Below are 18,276 nucleotides of genomic sequence, written 5' to 3' on the forward strand. Positions count from 1 at the left end.
CCGAATTCCCGCGCAAGCCCGTTTCGTCGGGGTTTAGCACCGAAAACAGCTTCGCGTCGGCTTTTTTGACCTGTTTCCTGATGGTTTCGGATTGCTTTGCCAAAGACGCCTGCCGAAATCATCGGGGAAAACAATATTTTCTCTGATCCCACCGCAACGTGGAACGAACATCCTTTATTACTATATAAAATCAGTAGACAAAGTATGCATCAAAAGACGTGCGAGGTGATGATGTATACTCTCAGTTTGCTGGATAAGAGCCCGCTTCCGACGGGCGAAGACGCGGCAAGCGCGTTCCGCGACACGATCAATCTCGCCAGACGCGCCGAAGAACTGGGTTACCGCCGATTCTGGGTGGCCGAACATCACAATTCGCCCGAGCTTGCCGGTTCTGCGCCAGAGGCGCTGGTTGCGTGGATTCTGGCGAAGACGTCGCGCATCCGTGTCGGCTCCGGCGGCGTCATGCTGCAGCATTACAGCCCCTACAAGGTTGCCGAGGTGTTCAACGTTCTGTCGTCTCTCGCGCCCGGCCGGGTCGATCTCGGCGTCGGCAAGACACCGGGCGGCCTGCCGCTTGCGACATCCGCCTTGCAGCAGGCCTATGATCCCGCCCGCAAGCCGGATTTCGAAACGGCTTTCAGTGAGCTCACCACATTTCTGTCCGGTGCCGCACCGCAGGGGCATGCGCAGGCCGGGTTGCAGGCGACGCCTGCGCCGCCGGTTGCGGTGGAAAGATTTCTGCTCGGCGCCAGCCCCGAAAGCGCAAGGCTTGCAGCTTCCAGAGGTTGGAATTTCGTCTTTGCCGGTCATCTCAATGGCGATCCGGAGGTTCTTCGCCGCAGCCTGTCGGCTTTCCGCGAGGAAAGCGGCGGCAGGGCGCCGATTCTTGCTCTTTCGGCCTTTACCGCCAGCGATCCGGAGCATGCGGCGCGGCAGGTGGAAGGTCAGCGCATTTACCGGGTGTTCCTGAGTGACGGCAAGGCGTTCAACCTTGGCCGCCGCGAGCAGGCCGAGGAATTCGCCCGCCAGTCCGGCGATAGCGATTATCGCATCGAGGAGCGCAAGCCCAACCTCCTGCATGGCGGGCCGGAGGATATTCACAGGGCGCTGCGTGCGCTTTCCGATGAGCACGGCATCGAGGAATTCATTATCGAGCCGCCGCATGTCGGGGCCGATCAGCGGCTTGCTTCTATTGAATTGTTGGCCACACACCGCCTTTCCAAGGCGGCGTGAACTTGTCCTCAGGAGGGAATGACATGACGAGAAAGACCATCCGTTTCGGCATCATGCTTCAAGGCCCCGGCGGGCATATGAACGCCTGGCGGCACCCCAAAAGCCCCGTTGATGCCAGCGTCAACTTCGATTTCTTCAGGAAGAACGCGCTGAAGGCGGAAGCGGCCGGCATCGCCTTCGCTTTCGTGGCCGACGGGCTTTACATCAACGACAAGTCCATTCCGCATTTCCTCAACCGGTTCGAGCCTTTAACCATCCTTTCGGCGCTTGCCGCCGTCACCTCGAAGATCGGTCTCGCCGGCACGGTTTCGACCTCCTACAGCGACCCCTTCACGGTGGCGCGCCAGTTCGCCTCGCTCGATCTTTTAAGCGGTGGTCGCGCCGGCTGGAATGCGGTGACGACGCCGCTCGAAGGCACCGCGAAAAACTACAGCCGCAACCATCCCGAACATGCGCTGCGTTACGAGATTGCCGATGAATATCTCGAGGTGATCAAAGGGCTGTGGGACAGCTGGGACGACGGCGCCTTCGTGCGCAACCGCGAGACGGGGCAATTCTTCGACAGGCAAAAACTCCACACGCTTGGCCACAAGGGTCGCTTCTTCCAGGTGGAAGGCCCGTTGAACATCCAGCGTTCGCCACAGGGGCAGCCGGTGGTGTTCCAGGCGGGTTCTTCCGAGGCCGGTATCGGCCTTGCGGGCAAACATGCCGACGCCGTCTTCACCAATTCCGCATCACTCGAGGAAAACCAGACGTTCCTGAAGCGTGTGAAGCAGAGCGCGGTCGCGCAGGGCAGGTCTGCTGCCGACGTGAAGATTTTCCCCGGCATCGGACCGATTGTCGGTGAAACGCAGGAGGAGGCGGAAGCGAAATACGACGTCATCCGCAACCTCATCACCATCGAGGATGCGCTTGCCTATCTTGGCCGCTTCTTCGACCACCACGACTTCAGCGTCTATCCGCTGGATGAGCCTTTCCCTGAACTTGGCGATATCGGCAAGAACAGCTTCCGTTCGACGACCGACCGCATCAAGCGTCGCGCGAAGGAAAAGAAACAGACCCTGCGCGAAGCGGCGCTGGAGGCCGCGACCCCACGCGAAGGTTTCATCGGCACCCCGGACAAGGTGGCCGACGAGATCATTCGCTGGGTGGAGCACGATGCGGCCGATGGCTTCATTCTCGGCTTCCCCGTGATTGCCGAAGGGCTGGATGATTTCATCCGCCTCGTCATCCCGGTGCTGCAACGCCGCGGATATTTCGAGCCACATCTGGAAGGCGCAACGCTGCGAGAACATCTCGGCCTGCCGTTCAAGGAGAGCATCTATTCCCGCGCTGAAAGTGGTCCCAACAAGGCGATCGCATAAGGCCGGGTGGGGCGGCAGCCGTTGCCGCCCGGAGAGAATTTCAAAGTGCTGTGCGGGTAAAGCGCGGCGCAGGAGACCAGAACCATGAATATCCGCATTGACGGCGCGCGTCCGCAGGACGACGCCGAACGGGGAATCCTTGCCTTTCTCGAGGAAAGCATCGCCATTCGGCACGATCTCCACCGGCACCCGGAGCTTTCGCTTGGGGAAAAACGCACGGCGGCGCTTGTTGCCCGTTATCTCCTGTCGTTCGGATATGAGGTGACGGAAAGTGTCGGCGGCCATGGCGTTGTCGCCACCCTGAAACGTGGTCATGGTGACAAGCGTCTGGGCATCCGCGCCGATATCGACGCCCTGCCGATCATCGAGGAAACCGGCCTTGCCTATGCCAGCCAGACGCAGGGTGTGATGCATGCCTGCGGCCACGACGGCCACACGACGATCCTGCTCGCGGCCGCCCGTTATCTTGCCGAAACATCGCGCTTTTCCGGCACGCTGACACTGATTTTCCAGCCTGCCGAAGAAATCGGCGCTGGTGCCAGAGCGATGATAAAGGACCGGTTGTTCGAGCGGTTTCCCGTTGATGCGGTGTTCGGGCTGCACAATTGGCCGGGTGTCGAAACCGGCCAGTTCGGCTTTGTCGAGGGGCCGGCCATGGCCTCCGTTGACAAGGCGAAGGTGCGGATCATCGGCAAGGGTGGACATGGCGCTGCGCCGCATGAAACGGTCGATCCGGTTCTGGCCTCGGCAAGCTTCATCACGGCCTTGCAGAGCATCGTGTCGCGCAATGTCGATCCGCGCGAGATGGCGGTGCTGACGGTGGGCTCCATCCATGGCGGAACGGCCTCCAACGTCATTCCCGAAAGTGTCGAACTCCAGATCACCGCGCGGGCCTTTTCGCCCGCCGTACGCGACAGGCTGGAGGAGCGGCTTCCCGCCCTTGCAAAGGCGCAGGCGGAAAGCTTTGGCGCAAGGGCCGACGTCACCTATTCCCGTGGCTTCCCGCCCGTCATCAATCACGTCACGCAGACGGTTTTTGCCCGCGATGTCGCGAAACGGCATTTTCCCGCCGAGCAGGTTGCCGAAGGGTTTCAGCCGCGAACGGCGAGCGAGGATTTCGCCTTCATGCTGCTCGAGCGGCCAGGCTCCTATCTGTTCGTCGGCAATGGCGACAGTGCGCCGCTGCACAGCCCCCACTACGATTTCAACGATGCGATCATCGCGCCTGCGGCCCGCTTCTGGGTGCGTCTGGCGGAAGCATACCTCTCCTGATGCACGAGTTTAGGACAACGAGATGAGCGACAGTTTTCTCTACACATCGGTCAATGATCCGCTCGCAACCCCGCTTCTGGAGGAGTTGCTGTTCGAATATGACAGCCGTTACGGCACATATTTCAATGCGGAAGGCGCCAAGGCGGAAATGAACAAATATCCGCCGGAGGCCTTCAGCCCGCCATCGGGCAACTTCCTGCTGCTTTTGCGCGGCGGCAAGGCAATCGCTGGTGGCGCTTTCATGCGTTACGACGAAGAAACCGCCGAGTTCAAGCGGGTCTGGACCCATTCGGCCCACCGCCGGCAGGGGTTGGCGAAAATCGTGCTTCAGGAACTGGAGCAGCAGGCGTTCCGGCAGGGTTATGCCCGCGTCTATCTGACCACGGGCTTCCGCCAACCGGAAGCGGTCGGCCTTTATCTCACCAACGGTTATCGCGCTCTGTTCGACACGTCGGCCGACCCCGAGACGATCAAGTCGCTGCCCTTCGAGAAATGGCTCTCCGATACCGTCTCCACCTCCGTTGCGGACGGAGCGCCGATACCGGCTACCCGGCCGCAATCTTCCCCGGCCCACCCGTGAAAGGCTTTTTCCGATGACGATAGCCTCTGATTTTCCGCATGTTGCGGTGAGCGACCATAAGGGTGAACCGATCAAGGGCGGTTACTCCCATTTCCGCATCGTTCCGGCCCGTTATCCGTTGCGGACGGTGGGCACGGTTTTCTCCGTTCTCATTATCGCCGCCGTCCTGCATTCCGTTTTCGGCAATCCGCGCTGGGGCTGGGACGTGTTTGCGGAATGGTTCTTTGCCGAACCGGTGCTGGTCGGCCTCGGCCGCACACTGCTGCTGACGGCACTAGGTGCCGTGTTCGGCTTTGTGCTGGGAACGTTGCTTGCCCTTGCCCGCGTTTCCCGCTCGCCGCTTCTGGTTGCCGTATCCTGGACCTATATCTGGATTTTCCGGTCGATCCCGCTGATCGTGCTTCTGCTGATCCTCAACAATCTCGGTTATCTCTATGAGACCGTGACGATCGGCGTGCCCTATACCGGCATCAACTTCATCAGCTGGAATACCACGCAGCTGATGACGCCGTTTGCCGCCGCCGTTCTGGGGCTGACGCTCAATCAGGCCGCCTTCGCATCCGAAATCGTGCGTGGCGGCATTCTCTCGGTCGATCAGGGTCAACTGGAAGCCGCTGCCGCACTCGGCCTTCCCCGCAGACGGCAGGCTGCCCGCATCGTTCTGCCGCAGGCGATGCGCTCCATCCTGCCCACCGCCTTCAACGATATCATTGGCCTCGCCAAGGGCACGTCGCAGGTCTACATCCTTGCCCTGCCGGAGTTGTTCTACACGATCCAGATCATCTATCGCCGCAATCTGGAAGTGATCCCGCTGCTGATGGTCGCGACCGTCTGGTATCTGGTGATCCTGACGGCGCTGTCGATCGTGCAGCACCATATCGAGCGGCATTTTTCACGCGGCGCGCTGCGTAATCCGCCGCCGTCGCTGTTCGCCACGATCTACCGCACCTTCCTGCCGCGCAAACGCTTGCCTGAAAACGTAGAAACGGTGGCCACGACAGCCGCGAGGCCCGAGCGTTCGGTGCCTGCCCACGCCGTGAGCTTCCAGCTCGGAAATCGCGGCGGGTCGGTCAATATCCACGGTGTTTCGAAATCCTTCGGGTCGCTGAAAGTGCTTGATGATATCAGCCTTTCCATTCCCGCAGGCAGCGTCACCACCATTCTTGGCCAATCCGGCTCTGGAAAATCCACATTGCTGCGCTCCATCAACCATCTGGAGCGCGTCGATGACGGTTTCATCGCCATAGACGGCGAACTGGTCGGTTATCGTCAAAAGGGCGACACGCTTTATGAGCTGAAGGAACGGGAAATCCTCAAGCGCCGCGCCGAGGTGGGCATGGTGTTCCAGAGCTTCAACCTGTTCCCACACCTTACCGCGCTTGAGAACATCGTCGAAGCACCGGTCGCGGTTCGGGGCATATCGAAAGAGCAGGCGCAGGCCGAGGCGCGTGATCTTCTGGCCCGCGTCGGCCTTGCCGAAAAAGCCGGCGCCTATCCCCGCCAGCTTTCCGGCGGACAGCAGCAGCGCGTGGCGATTGCCCGGGCGCTGGCACTGCGGCCGAAGGTGCTGCTGTTCGACGAGCCGACATCCGCGCTCGATCCTGAACTCGTCAACGAGGTGCTGGACGTCATCAAGGAGCTTTCCCGCTCAGGCGTCACCCTCATCATCGTCACCCACGAAATCGGCTTTGCCCGCGAAGTCTCCGACAGGGTCGTCTTCATGGAACAGGGCCGCATCATCGAAACGGGCACGCCGGAAAAGGTGTTCAACAGTCCGGATCACCCGCGCACCGCCGAATTCCTCGCAAAAGTTCTTTAATCAAAACAACAAAGGAAACACTCGCATGGCTTTTTCATCGAAACTATTGTCGTTGCTTGCAGGCGGTCTTTTCACCGCTACCACTGCGCTGATACCGGCTGCGCATGCGCAGGAAGTCGACCTTTCGCCGGAACAGAAGGGGCGCGTGCGCACTGAGAAGGTAGAAGAGGCGATCAAGCTTCTTCCCGTTGGCCACAAGTTCATTGCTGACGGAAAGCTGACGGTCGCGACCGTGCCGTTCCGCCTGCCGCTGGTCGATTATGCGAGCGATACAAAAACGCCGATCGGGGTCGAGCCGGATATCGCCCAACTGGTTGCCGACAGCCTCGGCCTTGAGCTGCAGCTTGTTCCGATCGCCTGGGCCGACTGGCCGCTCGGTCTTGCGTCCGGCAAATATGACGCCGTTACCTCCAACATCACGGTGACGGAAGCGCGCAAGGAAAAGTTCGATTTTTCCAGCTACCGCAACGATCTGCTCGGTTTTTACGTGGGCAACAACAGCAAGGTAACGGCCATCGGCAAGCCCGAGGATGTGGCCGGGCTGAAGGTCATCGTCGGCGCTTCCACCAATCAGGAGCAGATCCTGCTGAAATGGATCAAGGACAACAAGGCTAAGGGGCTGGCCGATACCGAGGTGCAATATTACGACGATCAGGCCGTGCTGGATATCGCCCTGCAATCCGGCCGCGCGGACGCCTATCTTGGGCCTAACGCAACATCGGCCTTCCAGGCGGCAAGCCAGAAGAAGACCAAGCTCGTCGGCACCTTCTCCGGCGGCTGGCCGGAAGCGGCGGAAATAGCCGTCGCGTCCAAAAAGGATGCGGGCATTGCCGCAGCCGTCACGGTGGCGCTGAACGCCCAGATCAAGAACGGCAATTACGGCAAGGTCCTCGCGCGCTGGAACCTTGGCTCGGAAGCCATCACCGAATCCCGCACCAATCCGCCCGGCCTGCCCAAGAGCTGAGTTACCAAAAGCTGAGTTGCTAACAAGCTGAGTTGAAGGTGGGACATCACTCAGCCGGTAGCGCGGGCATCCTCCCGTCCGCGCTACCTCCGTCCCGCAATCATTTTATCGGGGAACCAGAATGACGTTCACCTCTCGTCTCGCGACAGTCGCGCTCGGTGCTTTTCTCTCCGTCGCAGGTTTCGGATCGGCTTTCGCAACCGATGTTTTCGATCTTTCACCGGACCAGCCTGGCCGGATCCGGGTGGAAAAAGACGCCGGCGCGATAGCGGCCATTCCGAAAGACTTCAAATTCTTCACGCCGGGCAAACTAACCGTCGCCGTTGCACCCGGCGGCCCACCGCTTGCAACCTATGCGACGGACGCGAAAACCGTGGTCGGGGCCGACCCGGATTATGCCCTTGCGGTGGCCGACAGCCTCGGCCTCGAACTGGAACTGGTGGCGGTGGCCTGGGCGGATTGGCCGCTCGGCCTCGCCTCAGGAAAATACGATGCCGTCATCTCCAATGTCGGCGTGACCGAGCAGAGTAAGGAAAAGTTCGACTTTTCCACCTATCGTCAGGGCCTGCACGGTTTCTTCGTCAAGTCCAACAGCGGCATCACTGCCATCAGGGAGCCGAAGGATGCGGCGGGTCTGAGGATCATCGTCGGGGCCGGCACCAATCAGGAGCGTATTCTGCTGAAATGGAACGACGAGAATGTCGCTGCCGGATTGAAGCCACTCGAGCTACAATATTATGATGACGAGGCCACGCGGCTTGTCGCACTCTCGGCGGGGCGGGCGGATGTGATCGTTCAGCCGCATGCGCAGCTGGTCTTCATCGCGGCGCGCGACAAGACCATCAAGCGTGTCGGGACGCTCTCTGCCGGCTGGCCGGAACGTTCCGATGTCGCCATCACCACCCGCAAGGGTTCAGGACTGGCCGATGCTCTGACGCTCGCTACCAATGACCTGATCAAGAGCGGCGCGTATGCCAAAATACTGGATCGCTGGCAGCTTTCGGAAGAGGCTTTGCCGGAATCGCGCACCAACCCTCCGGGCCTGCCGAAAAGCTGACCGGTCGAAACAATGCGGCGGACTACAACACCCGCAGGTTATGCCTGCGGGTGTTGTTTTGTGCGTCAGTTGCCCTGAGCAGAAAAATCAGAAATCGGCGACCTTGCCCCACGCCGAACCTTGGAAACGGCTGGGATGATAGGGGGTGGGGTCGACGATCGGGGTTGAACCCGTCACTATATCGGCAATCAGATGGCCAGCGCCCGGTCCGATGCCGAAACCGTGGCCGCTGAACCCGGCGGCGAGGATGAAACCGGGCAATTCGCTGGTTTCGCCGATCGCTGGCACACCATCCGGTGTGCTGTCGATGAAACCGGCCCAGGCGGCGGAAATCTGCGTTTTGCGGAGGGCGGGCAGAAGTTCCAGCGCCCGTTTGTGGGTCTCGCGAATGGCGGCAGCATTCGGTTTAGGATCGAGAATACGAACCCGCTCCATCGGCGTCGGTGCATCGAGCCGCCAGCGTTTCAGCGTTTCGTGGCCGCCGCGAATACCCTCCAGCCCGCCTGGCCGCAGGCTGCGCCAGCGCTTGAGAAACATCGGAACGAATTCGCGCGCAAAACGCATTTGCTGCGCCGTCGGGTCGATACGGCCGAGACCACTGATGGCGAGCGTGTAACCGCCGTTGTTCCGGCGCGTTACGGAAACGGCTTTTGTATGCAGCGCATCCGGCAGGCCTTCCGCACCCGGTGTGACGGACAGGATGGAGGAGCGGACAGAGGCCTGCGGAAAACGAATGCCGAGCTGGCGGCAGAAGGAGGACGCCCAGGCCCCGCCGGACATGATGGCGGTTTTGGTGCGGATGGTGCCTTTTTCGGTAACGACGGCGCTGACGCGGCCACCTTCCGTCTCCAGCCCGCGCGCTACGCAGTTCTGGTGTACCGTGCCGCCCAGTTTCATGATGGCGCGCGCGACGGCGGGGGCCGCCATCGAAGGATCGGCCGTGCCGTCCGTCGGCGAAAACACGCCGCCCTTCCAGCGTTTTCCGGTTGCGCGGCCACGTTCGCTGGCCTCATCCCCGCTCAACATATGCGTCGTTACGCCGGCGGTGATGGCAAAGTCGCGCCAGCGCGCCCAGCCGGCAATTTCAGCTTCGTTGTTGCTCAGGTAGAACAATCCGCAGCGGCGGAAACCGGTGTCTTCGCCGCTTTCTGCGGCAAACCGTTCCCAGAGCGCCAGGCTCTGCGTTGAAATCGGCAATTCGCGGGCGTCGCGGTTCTGCTGCCGGCACCAACCCCAGTTGCGGCTGGATTGTTCCGCGCCGATCAGGCCCTTTTCGACGAGCGCCACTTTCAGGCCGCGACGGGCGAGGTAATAGGCAGCGAAAACCCCGACGATGCCACCGCCGATAATAACGGCGTCCGCAGATTTCGGCAGTTCCGGCGATGTCGTGATCTGTTGCAGCGGGGCAGGCATGTCGGGCTCCTTGTATTCGTCCTAATTTACCTTGCTCGTCAGGTAAACGCTGCCAGACTACGCCGATTGTCAGAATCTCCTGCCGTTCGGCGGCATGTCTGCAACTCTTTATGCTGAATGAAAAAAACATCACCGCGTCGACAGCGCTCGCCCATGTGATAAGATTTTCAATGCCGCATCAGAATTTTATGCCGCGTGTACGAAAAAACAAAAAAGGGGTTCTGCAAAGTGATGAAACTCGATCGGATCGATATCAAGATCCTCTACGAACTCCAGAAAAACGGTCGCATCACCAATGTCGAGCTGGCGGAGCTTGTCAACCTCTCGCCGAGCCCCTGCCTGATGCGGGTGAAGAAACTTCAGTCCGAGGGTTACATCGAAGGTTATTCGGCGCAGATCAACATCAACAAGCTCGGTCAGACGCTGACGGTCTTTACCGAGATCACGCTCAAGAACCACCGCCAGATCGATTTCGCCCGCTTCCTCGGCGTCATCGAAAAGGTCGATCAGGTGGTGGAATGCCACCTGGTATCGGGCGGCTACGATTATCTGCTGAAATTCGTCACCTCAGGCATCGTAGAATATCAGCTGATCATGGAACGCCTGACGGATATGGATGTCGGCATCGACAAATATTTCAGCTTCGTGGTGCTGAAATCGCCGATCATCAAATCGCATATGCCGCTGACCAGCCTGTTTCCGCTCTGAGGCGATGGACGTCCCTTTGCAGGGGTGCCGAAGTGCCGAGACGCGTCGCTTCATACTCAACGTCATCCTCGGCCTCGTGCCGAGGATCTACCCACGTCTCGCAGAATCAGACGGTTGCAGATCTCGGGACAAGCCCGAGGATGACGAAAGTGATGTTGTTACTTCTTGGAGAACGCCCGCACCAGCTCCGCATCCTGCTGGAGACTGTCGAGCCATTTCGGGTCGAGCTTCGGTACTGAGGAGAACAGGAGTTTCGAATAGGGATGGGTCGGGGATTTGATCGCTTCGGTCTCCAGATGCTCCACTTTCTGCCCTCCATACATCACGACGATCTCGTCGCAGATGGTTTCCACCACAGAAAGGTCGTGGCTGATGAAGATGTAGGAGAGGTTCAGTTCTCGCTGGAGTTCGCCGAGCAGATCGATGATGGCGGCTGCGACGACCGTGTCCAGCGCCGAAGTGATTTCATCGCAGATGATGAGCGATGGTTCGGCGGCGAGCGCGCGGGCGAAATTGACGCGCTGTTTCTGCCCGCCCGACAGGCCGGAAGGGTGGCGGTTGCGAACCGAGCGCGGCAGCTTCACCATGTCGAGCAATTCGTCGATGCGGGTGTCACGGGCCTTGCCTTTCATACCATGATAGAAGGTCAGCGGCCGGCCAAGAATGTCCTCGATGGGTTTTGCCGGGTTGAGCGCCGTATCGGCATATTGGAAAACGATCTGCATACGGCGCAGCTCATTGCTGGTGCGACACCGGGCGTCGGCATCCAGTTGCCGGCCTTCGAAGACGACGTGACCGCTTGCGGCCGGCAGAATGCCGGCAATGGCGCGCGCCAGCGTTGATTTTCCGCAGCCGGATTCGCCGATGATGCCGAGATTGCGGCCGGGATAGACCGCAAGGCTGACGGAATCCACCGCACGCACCAGCGGCATCCGGTCGTTACCTTTCGTTCCATAACCGGCGATCAGATTTTCGATATCCAGAAGCGGCTTTGCGTCACTCTGTCTGAGCGGTGTTACGGCGCGGACCTTGTCGTTAAAGGCGGTCAGCAGCTCCCGCGTATAAGGATGCTGCGCATTCTCCAGAATATCCGTAGTGGTGCCGGTTTCCTGTATCTCGCCACCTTTCAGCACCACGATCCGGTCGGCAATCTGGGCGACGACGGCAAGGTCGTGAGAAACGTAGACGCCACCGATGCCGCCCTTGCGCATCGCCGATTTGAAAGCGCGCAGAACTTCGATCTGTGTGGTCACGTCGAGTGCTGTGGTCGGTTCGTCGAAGATCACCAGTTCCGGGTTGCCGATCAGCGCCATGGCGGCGGAAAGACGCTGAAGCTGGCCGCCGGAAACCTGATGCGGATAACGGTCGCCGATGGTTTCGGGGCTGGGCAGCGACAATGCCTTGAACAGTTCTACCGCCCTGACGCGCGCCTCCTGCGGCGGCATCAGATGGTGAATGCGGGTGACTTCAATGACCTGATCGATGATCTTTTGTGCCGGGTTGAAGGCGGCTGCCGCGCTCTGCGGCACATAGCTGATTTTCGTGCCGCGAATGGTCGCCCGTTCTGCTTCCGAAAGCTGCACCATGTCCCGGCCCGCCACCGTAACGCTGCCGCCGGAAATGTGGCAACCCGGGCGGGCATAACCCATCAATGACAGCGCGATGGTCGTCTTGCCGGAGCCGCTTTCGCCGATCAGCGCGACGATTTCACCCTCGGCGATATCGATGTCGACACCCCTGATGATTTCGATGCGGCGGCCGGAATCGGTGGTCGCCTCGACTTTCAGTCCACGGATTTCAACGAGATTAGTCATTATTCGCTCCTGTCGCGGATTTTCTGCGGCAGATTGTCGATCAGCAGGTTGACGCTGATCGTCAGGCTGGCGATTGCCAGCGACGGGAAGAGGACGGCCGGCGCGGCAAAGGGCAGGCCGCCGATGTTTTCACGCACCAGCGCGCCCCAGTCCGCATTTGGCGGTTGCAGGCCGAGACCTAGGAAGGAGAGGCCCGACAGCAGCAGCACGATGAACACGAAACGCACGCCAAGATCGGCAAGCACTGGGCGGATGATGTTCGGCAGGATTTCGGAGGTAATGAGGTACAGGAGGCTCTCGCCGCGCACGCGGGCGACGGTGACGAAGTCCATGGTGTTGACGTTGACGGCGAGCGCCCGGGCGAAACGATAGGCGCCCGGCGTATAGATCACCGACAGGGTGACGATCAGCACCGGAATGGAAGAGCCGACGGCGGCGACGACCACAAGCCCGAAAAGCTTGCTCGGAATGGAGTTCACCGCATCGAGAAAGCGGCTGAGTACCGCATCGAACCAGCCGCCGACCACGGCGGCGCTCATGCCGAGAACGACGCCGGACACGCAGGCGATCGTGACGGCAGCAAGCGAGATGCCGACCGTGAAACGCGCGCCCATGAGAATGCGGGAAAACACGTCGCGGCCGAGATAGTCGGAACCGAGCCAGAGATCGGAGGTCATCGGTCCGAAATAATCGAGATCGATGATTTCACCGACTGGATGCGGGATGAGATAAGGCGCGAAGATCGCCACCATGGCCCAGAGAAAAATGACGAGAAAGCCGAAAACGCCGACTACGTTGATCTTGTAACCCAAACGCGAATTCCCCGACGTTGTTTTGATATGCTCGGCCATCAGCGCAGCCTCGGATTGGACATGATGGCGATGATATCGGCGGTGGTGATGAGGAGGAGATAACCCACACAGAAAATCATCGCGCAGCTCTGGATCAGCGGCAGGTCGCGGGTCGCGACGCCATCGACCATCAGCTTGGCGATACCAGGGTAATTGAAGATGGTCTCGACGATGATGACGCCGCCGACGAGATAGGAGAGCGACAGGGCGACCGCATTGACGATGGGGCCGAGCGCATTGGGAAGCGCGTGGCGGAGGACGATGCGCATGCGCGGCGCGCCCTTCAAGAGCGCCATTTCCACATAGGGCGTATCGAGCGTTTCGATGACGGCGGCGCGGCTCATGCGGATCATCTGCGCCGACACCACGAAGGTGAGGGTGATGACCGGCATGGCGTAAACCCGCAGCACATCGAACAGGGTATGAACCTCGCTGACCAGCGACAGGGCCGGCAGCCATTTCAGGTACACGGCGAAAAGCAGAACGGCGAGCGTCGCGATCATGAATTCCGGCACGGAAATGACGCCGATGGTCAGGATCGTGACGGCGCGGTCATAAAGCGTTCCGCGCAGCATGGCGGAGCTGATGCCGAGCGTCAGCGCCAGCGGTACGGCGATAACAGTCGTGATGCCGGCAAGCTTCATGGAGTTGATGAAACGCGGACCGATGAGGTCGGCAATCGCCATATTGTTGGCGTAGGACGTGCCGAGTTCGCCGCGCAGCAGGCCAAAGAGCCAGCGGACGAAACGCAAAAGGGCGGGGTCGTCGAGATGCATGGCGGTTCGCAGGCCAGCCACGGCCTCCGGCGTCGCCGACTGGCCAAGAAGGATCGTCGCCGTGTCGCCGGGCAGCAGGCTGGTGGCGGAAAAGACGATAAACGATACGATAAGCAGCGTCGTCAGCATGACGACCAGCCGCCTGGCGATAAGGGATAATATCCGGCTGTTCATTCACATGCTCCTGCGACCTGCCTGGGTCATGATGAGTTCAGGCCGGATCGACCTGAAATCATCATGATCCGAATTATATAGCTTGAGCGGGATTTCAGGCGAAAACCGCTTACATTTCTCGCCATCCCGTTCAGCTATGGAGGCTTTCCGCACTGGCGGAAAGGTTGCCGGGCGCATCAGCGCCCGGCCCCATGGTCTATCAGGCTTCGAGCCAGACGTGTTCCGCAAAGGCGTAACCCATCATGCCGCCGAGCGGATTGGCTTCCAGTCCCTTCAGCTTGGAGGAGATGGCGTCGACGTTGGTAATATAGGCGGGAATGATGGTTCCGGCTTCGTCGGCGATCATCGTTTCCATCTCGAAGTAGATCTGCTTGCGCTTTTCCATGTCCAGCATGCCGCGTGCTTCGAGCATCATCTTGTCGAACTTCGGCGACTTGTACTGGCTTTCGTTCCACGGTGCGTCGGAGGCGTAAAGTAGCGAGAAAAGAATGTCCGGCGTCGGGCGCGGGTTGATGTTGCCGAAGTGTATAGGCGCCTTCAGCCAGTAATTGCTCCAGTAACCATCGGAAGGAACGCGCTGCACGTCCAGCTTGACGCCGATTTCTGCGGCCGACGCCTGGATGATCATCGCCATGTCCACGGCGGAGTTTGCGGCATCCGAGGTGATGACCGGGATGGACTGGCCGATGAGGCCGGCTTTCTCGAAGTGGAACTTCGCCTTGTCCGGGTCGAAGGCCTTCGGCTTCAGGTCCGGATTGTGGTAGGGGCTCATTGGCGGCACGGGCTGGTCGTTGCCGACTTCGCCGAGGCCACGCAGCGCCGCCTTGACGATCTGCTCACGATTGATGATCGACTTCATGCCGGCGATGAAATCGGCATTGTTGCCCGGAGCCTGGTCCAGCCGCATATTGAGGTTGGTGTAGTTGCCGGACGTTCCCTTGGACAGCACGATACCTTCCTGCTTGTCGAGCAGGCGCATCGAACGCGGATTGATCGCTGCTGCAAGATGGATATCGCCCGAAATGAGTGCGTTGACGCGGGCATTGTCTTCGGAAATCGCGAAGAACTCGAAGCTATCGACGTGCGGGCCACCCTGTTTCCAGTAGTTGGTGTTTTTCGACATGATCGAGCGGACGCCGGGTTCGAATTTCTCCAGCTTGAAGGCGCCGGTGCCGTTGCCCTTGGAGAAATCGGTCGCGCCGTCGGCGACGATCATGAAATGGTGCAGAGCCAGAATAGCGGGCAGGTCGGCATTCGCGTTTGCCAGCGTGATCTCGACGGTGCTCTTGTCGATTGCCTTGAAGCCGGTCATCTGGGCGGCGATCTTGGCGACCTTCGAACCAACGGCCGGGTCGAGGTGACGCTTCAGCGAATAGACCACGTCGTCGGCGGTCAGCGCCTTGCCGTCATGGAAAGTGACGCCGGAACGCAGCTTCACGGTCCAGGTCTTGGCGTCCTTCGTTTCGATGGATTCGGCCAGCTCCATCTGGGGCGTGCCGGAAACATCGAGGAAGCTCAGGCGGTTGTAGAGCGCGCAGCAACGAACGTAATCCGTCGAAAGCGAGGCTTTCGCCGGGTCGAGCGTATCGGCGGTGGAAGAGGACCAGCCGGCCGCCTTCAGCGTACCGCCGGAAACGGGGGTGGCCGCCACGGCCTGCGAGGCGCGGCCGAAAATGGCCGAACCGGCGGAAAGCGCCACGCCGCCCGCCAGCATCATGTGCAGCAGTTCTCGCCGTGTCGCGCCGCGCCGGATCGCCTGTTCAACGGCGGCATCGTCGGAGCGGGTCCAGTTTGTAATCCTGTCACTCATGGTCTTCCCCTTATTGTATGATTTGTTGAAATAGCGTTTGCAGAAATTTCCGGCACCCGCGTCCTGGCGCGTGGTGCCACAGGCAAGGATGGTCTCAACCGCCCGTCTGCCTCGTGGCCTCGGCAAGGCCGGCCATCGAGGTGAAGTGGTAGTCCGGTTCGGTAAAGTTTTCCGGCTCGATCGTGCCGCCATATCCCTTCTGGGCGTGGCGACGCTCTATCCAGCAATTGGTCATTCCAAGTTTCCGTGAAATGCCGATATCGTGGTACTGGCTTTGCGCGACGTGCAGAATGTCGTCCTTCGATGCGCCTTCGCTTTCTACGAAGGCGAAAACCTTCTCGAAGAAAACGGGGTCGGGCTTTTCCGTGCCGGTATCATCAGCCGTGAAAGCGGCATGAAAGGGATTGCCGAGTTCCCTGGAGAAATATTCGAAGGCCCAGCGCTGGGCATTGGTCATGGCGATGAGACGATGCGTCCTGGCAAGCTCAGCCATGGCGGCACGGCTGTCTGCAAAGCCTTTCCAGTTTTTTGCCGCGTCGCGCAGGCGTTCGCCAAAGGCGCGCTCCGCCGGCAAGCCGAGTTCCGGAGCGATGGCGAGGTACACACGGACGAGATCGTCCGGGAACAGGTCGGTCGCGTCGGAGTAGCGGGCGGCGCGGTAAAGCCCGAGGGCTTTTTCACCGTCGATCTCCACGCCGTTTTCAGCACCGATCTCGACAAGCGTCGTTTTCAGGCCGCCTTCGAAATCGATGAGTGTTCCAACCACATCGAAGCTCATATATTTGAAGTCGCGCAATTTCTTGGGCAATGTCGGTCTCCGCTATGCCACGCGCCTCGTGGGAAGGCTGCGGCATTTTATTCTGTTCCCGGACGGGATGCTTGCCCCGTTCCTATTGTTGTTAACGCCCATTCTTTAGGGCGTTTGGCGTTTTTCTAAAGATAGTTTGGCACTTCCAGCGCGCCGGATTCGCCGAAAAGGCTCGAGACTTCGGCAGAATATTGCGAATATGTGCTGCGTTGCGACATTTCAAGAAGGTGTCGCAACGCCATCCGTCTTTCGTCTCAGGCCATGGCGGCCCGAACGGCCGGGTCCTCGAGCGTCTGATCGAGGGTTTTCAGCGTCCGCTCGACAATGGTGTCGATATCGCTGTCGGTGCAGCAGAGCGGCGGCGCGTAACCGAGAACGCCGTTTGCGAAGGCCCGCACGATAAGGCCGTTCTCCCAGGCACGGTCGAAAACCTTGCGTGCAGGGGCCGCCGCAGCCGGCAGCGGTGTTTTTTTGTCCTTGTCGGTCACGAGTTCGATGGCAGCGAGCATGCCGCGGCCGCGCACATCACCAACCAGCGGGTGGCTTCTCAACCCTTCCAGTCCGGCCATCAGCCGCGCACCGGCGCGACGGCCGTTCTCCAGCAGCCCGCCCTCGTAAAGTTTCAACACTTCGAGACCGACGGCAGCGCTGACGGGGTGGGCGGAATAGGTGTAACCGTGCCCTATGGCGGCATCGCCCGCGAAGTCGGCTATTGTATCATAAACATGGTCGGCCATGAAGACCGCACCCATCGGCACATAGCCGGAGGTGAGACCCTTGGCGGTGGTGATGAAGTCCGGCACGATATCCTCGTCGGCACAGGCAAATAGCGGTCCCGTGCGGCCGAAGCCGGTGATCACTTCGTCGGCGACGAAGAGGATGCCATAGGACCGGCAGAGTTCGCGCATGGCCTTGATCCAGCCCGGCGGCGGCACCAGAACGCCGCCGGAGCCCTGAATGGGCTCGGCATAAAAGGCGGCGACCCGTTCCGGGCCAATGGCCTCGATCTTGTCCTTCAGGATTTGCAGGGAAGAAGCGATGATGGCGGCCGGATCGCTACCGACAGGGTTGCGATAGGCATAATGCGACGGGATCTTGTGCTGCCAGTCGTAAGGCACGCCGAAACCCGCATGGAAGGCGGGCAGGGCGGTCAGGCCCGAACCGGCCGTTGTGGAGCCGTGATAACCCTGTTCGATGGAAATGAACTGGTCGCGCTGCGGCTGGCCCTTGGCGTGCCAGTAATAGCGGATGAACCGGATGGTGCTGTCCACCGCATCGGAACCGCCGAGCGTGAAATAGACGTGGTTGAGATCGCCCGGCGCGCGGTCGGCCAGTTCGGAGGCCAGCCGGATCGCCGGTTCGCTGCCAATGTCGAAATAAGCGGTCGCATAGGGCAATTCCCGCATCTGCTTTGCCGCCGCCTCGACGATGCTGTCGTGGCCGTAGCCCGCATTGACACACCAGAGGCCGGCAAAGCCGTCGATCAGTTGGTGGCCGGTCATGTCGGTGACGGTGGCGCCCTTTGCCGATTTCAATATCCGCACGCCCAGCTTTTCATGGCCGCGGAAAGAAGAGACGGGGTGCACCAGATGGGCGCGGTCGAGCTCGATCAGTGAATTGCTTAACATTGGTT

15 protein-coding genes are annotated in these 18,276 nt (G+C 60.3%); 8 read left to right on the forward strand and 7 right to left on the reverse strand.

Translation table 11 applies throughout. The features are described 5' to 3' along the window. Nucleotides 1-228: 228 nt before the first annotated feature. The 7 genes from RS75_RS03990 (at nt 229) to RS75_RS04020 (ending at nt 8,289) form a co-directional block, all read left to right on the forward strand. Nucleotides 229-1,233, forward strand: a complete 1,005-nt coding sequence (locus tag RS75_RS03990; protein ID WP_045017579.1) for an LLM class flavin-dependent oxidoreductase — start codon at nt 229-231, stop codon at nt 1,231-1,233. 23 nt (nt 1,234-1,256) lie between these two features. Beyond that, nucleotides 1,257-2,597 (forward strand): LLM class flavin-dependent oxidoreductase, encoded by a 1,341-nt coding sequence (locus RS75_RS03995; protein ID WP_045017581.1) that lies wholly within the window; start codon nt 1,257-1,259, stop codon nt 2,595-2,597. A gap of 84 nt (nt 2,598-2,681) precedes the next feature. Further along, entirely contained in the window at nt 2,682-3,869 is a 1,188-nt protein-coding gene (locus RS75_RS04000) for a M20 aminoacylase family protein (RefSeq protein ID WP_045017584.1), read from the forward strand. A gap of 22 nt (nt 3,870-3,891) precedes the next feature. Beyond that, complete coding sequence (locus RS75_RS04005) at nt 3,892-4,449, forward strand: GNAT family N-acetyltransferase (protein WP_045017585.1); 558 nt, start codon at nt 3,892-3,894, stop codon at nt 4,447-4,449. A gap of 13 nt (nt 4,450-4,462) precedes the next feature. Beyond that, nucleotides 4,463-6,268 (forward strand): amino acid ABC transporter permease/ATP-binding protein, encoded by a 1,806-nt coding sequence (locus RS75_RS27370; RefSeq protein ID WP_084686428.1) that lies wholly within the window; start codon nt 4,463-4,465, stop codon nt 6,266-6,268. Between the two features lie 25 nt (nt 6,269-6,293). After that, entirely contained in the window at nt 6,294-7,232 is a 939-nt protein-coding gene (locus RS75_RS04015) for an ABC transporter substrate-binding protein (protein ID WP_045017587.1), read from the forward strand. A gap of 121 nt (nt 7,233-7,353) precedes the next feature. Further along, nucleotides 7,354-8,289 carry an ABC transporter substrate-binding protein gene (locus RS75_RS04020; protein ID WP_045017589.1) on the forward strand — a complete coding sequence of 312 codons (936 nt, stop codon included), beginning with the start codon at nt 7,354-7,356 and terminating at the stop codon, nt 8,287-8,289. A gap of 87 nt (nt 8,290-8,376) precedes the next feature. Here RS75_RS04020 and RS75_RS04025 read toward each other — a convergent pair whose 3' ends face one another. Beyond that, the gene (locus tag RS75_RS04025) at nt 8,377-9,702 is read right to left on the reverse strand and encodes an NAD(P)/FAD-dependent oxidoreductase (RefSeq protein ID WP_045017591.1); all 1,326 of its coding nucleotides are present in this window, start codon (nt 9,700-9,702) and stop codon (nt 8,377-8,379) included. Between the two features lie 231 nt (nt 9,703-9,933). On the opposite strand from RS75_RS04025, the gene RS75_RS04030 reads away from it, so the two are divergent. Then, nucleotides 9,934-10,410: an Lrp/AsnC family transcriptional regulator gene (locus tag RS75_RS04030; protein WP_045017871.1), complete on the forward strand. Its 477-nt coding sequence runs from the start codon at nt 9,934-9,936 to the stop codon at nt 10,408-10,410. A gap of 158 nt (nt 10,411-10,568) precedes the next feature. Here the strand turns inward: RS75_RS04030 and RS75_RS04035 are convergent, their stop codons facing one another. The 6 genes from RS75_RS04035 to RS75_RS04060 all read right to left on the reverse strand — a co-directional run bounded on the left by RS75_RS04035 (nt 10,569) and on the right by RS75_RS04060 (nt 18,271). Then, nucleotides 10,569-12,224 (reverse strand): ABC transporter ATP-binding protein, encoded by a 1,656-nt coding sequence (locus RS75_RS04035; RefSeq protein ID WP_045017593.1) that lies wholly within the window; start codon nt 12,222-12,224, stop codon nt 10,569-10,571. Then, nucleotides 12,224-13,075, reverse strand: a complete 852-nt coding sequence (locus tag RS75_RS04040; protein WP_045017595.1) for an ABC transporter permease — start codon at nt 13,073-13,075, stop codon at nt 12,224-12,226. Before RS75_RS04040 ends, RS75_RS04035 begins: the two co-directional genes overlap by 1 nt. Then, nucleotides 13,075-14,025, reverse strand: coding sequence for an ABC transporter permease (locus RS75_RS04045; RefSeq protein WP_045017597.1), 951 nt, complete (start codon nt 14,023-14,025; stop codon nt 13,075-13,077). Before RS75_RS04045 ends, RS75_RS04040 begins: the two co-directional genes overlap by 1 nt. Before the next feature lie 199 nt (nt 14,026-14,224). Next, nucleotides 14,225-15,835 carry an ABC transporter substrate-binding protein gene (locus RS75_RS04050; RefSeq protein WP_045017599.1) on the reverse strand — a complete coding sequence of 537 codons (1,611 nt, stop codon included), beginning with the start codon at nt 15,833-15,835 and terminating at the stop codon, nt 14,225-14,227. Between the two features lie 94 nt (nt 15,836-15,929). After that, nucleotides 15,930-16,613, reverse strand: coding sequence for an HAD-IA family hydrolase (locus RS75_RS04055; RefSeq protein WP_407691513.1), 684 nt, complete (start codon nt 16,611-16,613; stop codon nt 15,930-15,932). A 284-nt stretch (nt 16,614-16,897) separates the two neighbouring features. Then, a complete protein-coding gene (locus tag RS75_RS04060) occupies nt 16,898-18,271 on the reverse strand; it encodes an aspartate aminotransferase family protein (protein WP_045017603.1) in 1,374 nt (457 codons plus the stop codon). Nucleotides 18,272-18,276 lie beyond the last annotated feature (5 nt).

The sequence above is a fragment of the Rhizobium nepotum 39/7 genome (assembly GCF_000949865.1).
Taxonomy (GTDB): domain Bacteria; phylum Pseudomonadota; class Alphaproteobacteria; order Rhizobiales; family Rhizobiaceae; genus Agrobacterium; species Agrobacterium nepotum.

Excerpts from the sequence above, each read along its gene's own strand:
- RS75_RS03990 (WP_045017579.1), top strand. The coding sequence starts at position 229 with ATGATGTATACTCTCAGTTTGCTGGATAAGAGCCCGCTTCCGACGGGC.
- RS75_RS03995 (WP_045017581.1), top strand. The coding sequence starts at position 1,257 with ATGACGAGAAAGACCATCCGTTTCGGCATCATGCTTCAAGGCCCCGGC.
- RS75_RS04000 (WP_045017584.1), top strand. The coding sequence starts at position 2,682 with ATGAATATCCGCATTGACGGCGCGCGTCCGCAGGACGACGCCGAACGG.
- RS75_RS04005 (WP_045017585.1), top strand. The coding sequence starts at position 3,892 with ATGAGCGACAGTTTTCTCTACACATCGGTCAATGATCCGCTCGCAACC.
- RS75_RS27370 (WP_084686428.1), top strand. The coding sequence starts at position 4,463 with ATGACGATAGCCTCTGATTTTCCGCATGTTGCGGTGAGCGACCATAAG.
- RS75_RS04015 (WP_045017587.1), top strand. The coding sequence starts at position 6,294 with ATGGCTTTTTCATCGAAACTATTGTCGTTGCTTGCAGGCGGTCTTTTC.
- RS75_RS04020 (WP_045017589.1), top strand. The coding sequence starts at position 7,354 with ATGACGTTCACCTCTCGTCTCGCGACAGTCGCGCTCGGTGCTTTTCTC.
- RS75_RS04025 (WP_045017591.1), bottom strand. The coding sequence starts at position 9,702 with ATGCCTGCCCCGCTGCAACAGATCACGACATCGCCGGAACTGCCGAAA.
- RS75_RS04030 (WP_045017871.1), top strand. The coding sequence starts at position 9,934 with ATGAAACTCGATCGGATCGATATCAAGATCCTCTACGAACTCCAGAAA.
- RS75_RS04035 (WP_045017593.1), bottom strand. The coding sequence starts at position 12,224 with ATGACTAATCTCGTTGAAATCCGTGGACTGAAAGTCGAGGCGACCACC.
- RS75_RS04040 (WP_045017595.1), bottom strand. The coding sequence starts at position 13,075 with ATGGCCGAGCATATCAAAACAACGTCGGGGAATTCGCGTTTGGGTTAC.
- RS75_RS04045 (WP_045017597.1), bottom strand. The coding sequence starts at position 14,025 with ATGAACAGCCGGATATTATCCCTTATCGCCAGGCGGCTGGTCGTCATG.
- RS75_RS04050 (WP_045017599.1), bottom strand. The coding sequence starts at position 15,835 with ATGAGTGACAGGATTACAAACTGGACCCGCTCCGACGATGCCGCCGTT.
- RS75_RS04055 (WP_407691513.1), bottom strand. The coding sequence starts at position 16,613 with ATGAGCTTCGATGTGGTTGGAACACTCATCGATTTCGAAGGCGGCCTG.
- RS75_RS04060 (WP_045017603.1), bottom strand. The coding sequence starts at position 18,271 with ATGTTAAGCAATTCACTGATCGAGCTCGACCGCGCCCATCTGGTGCAC.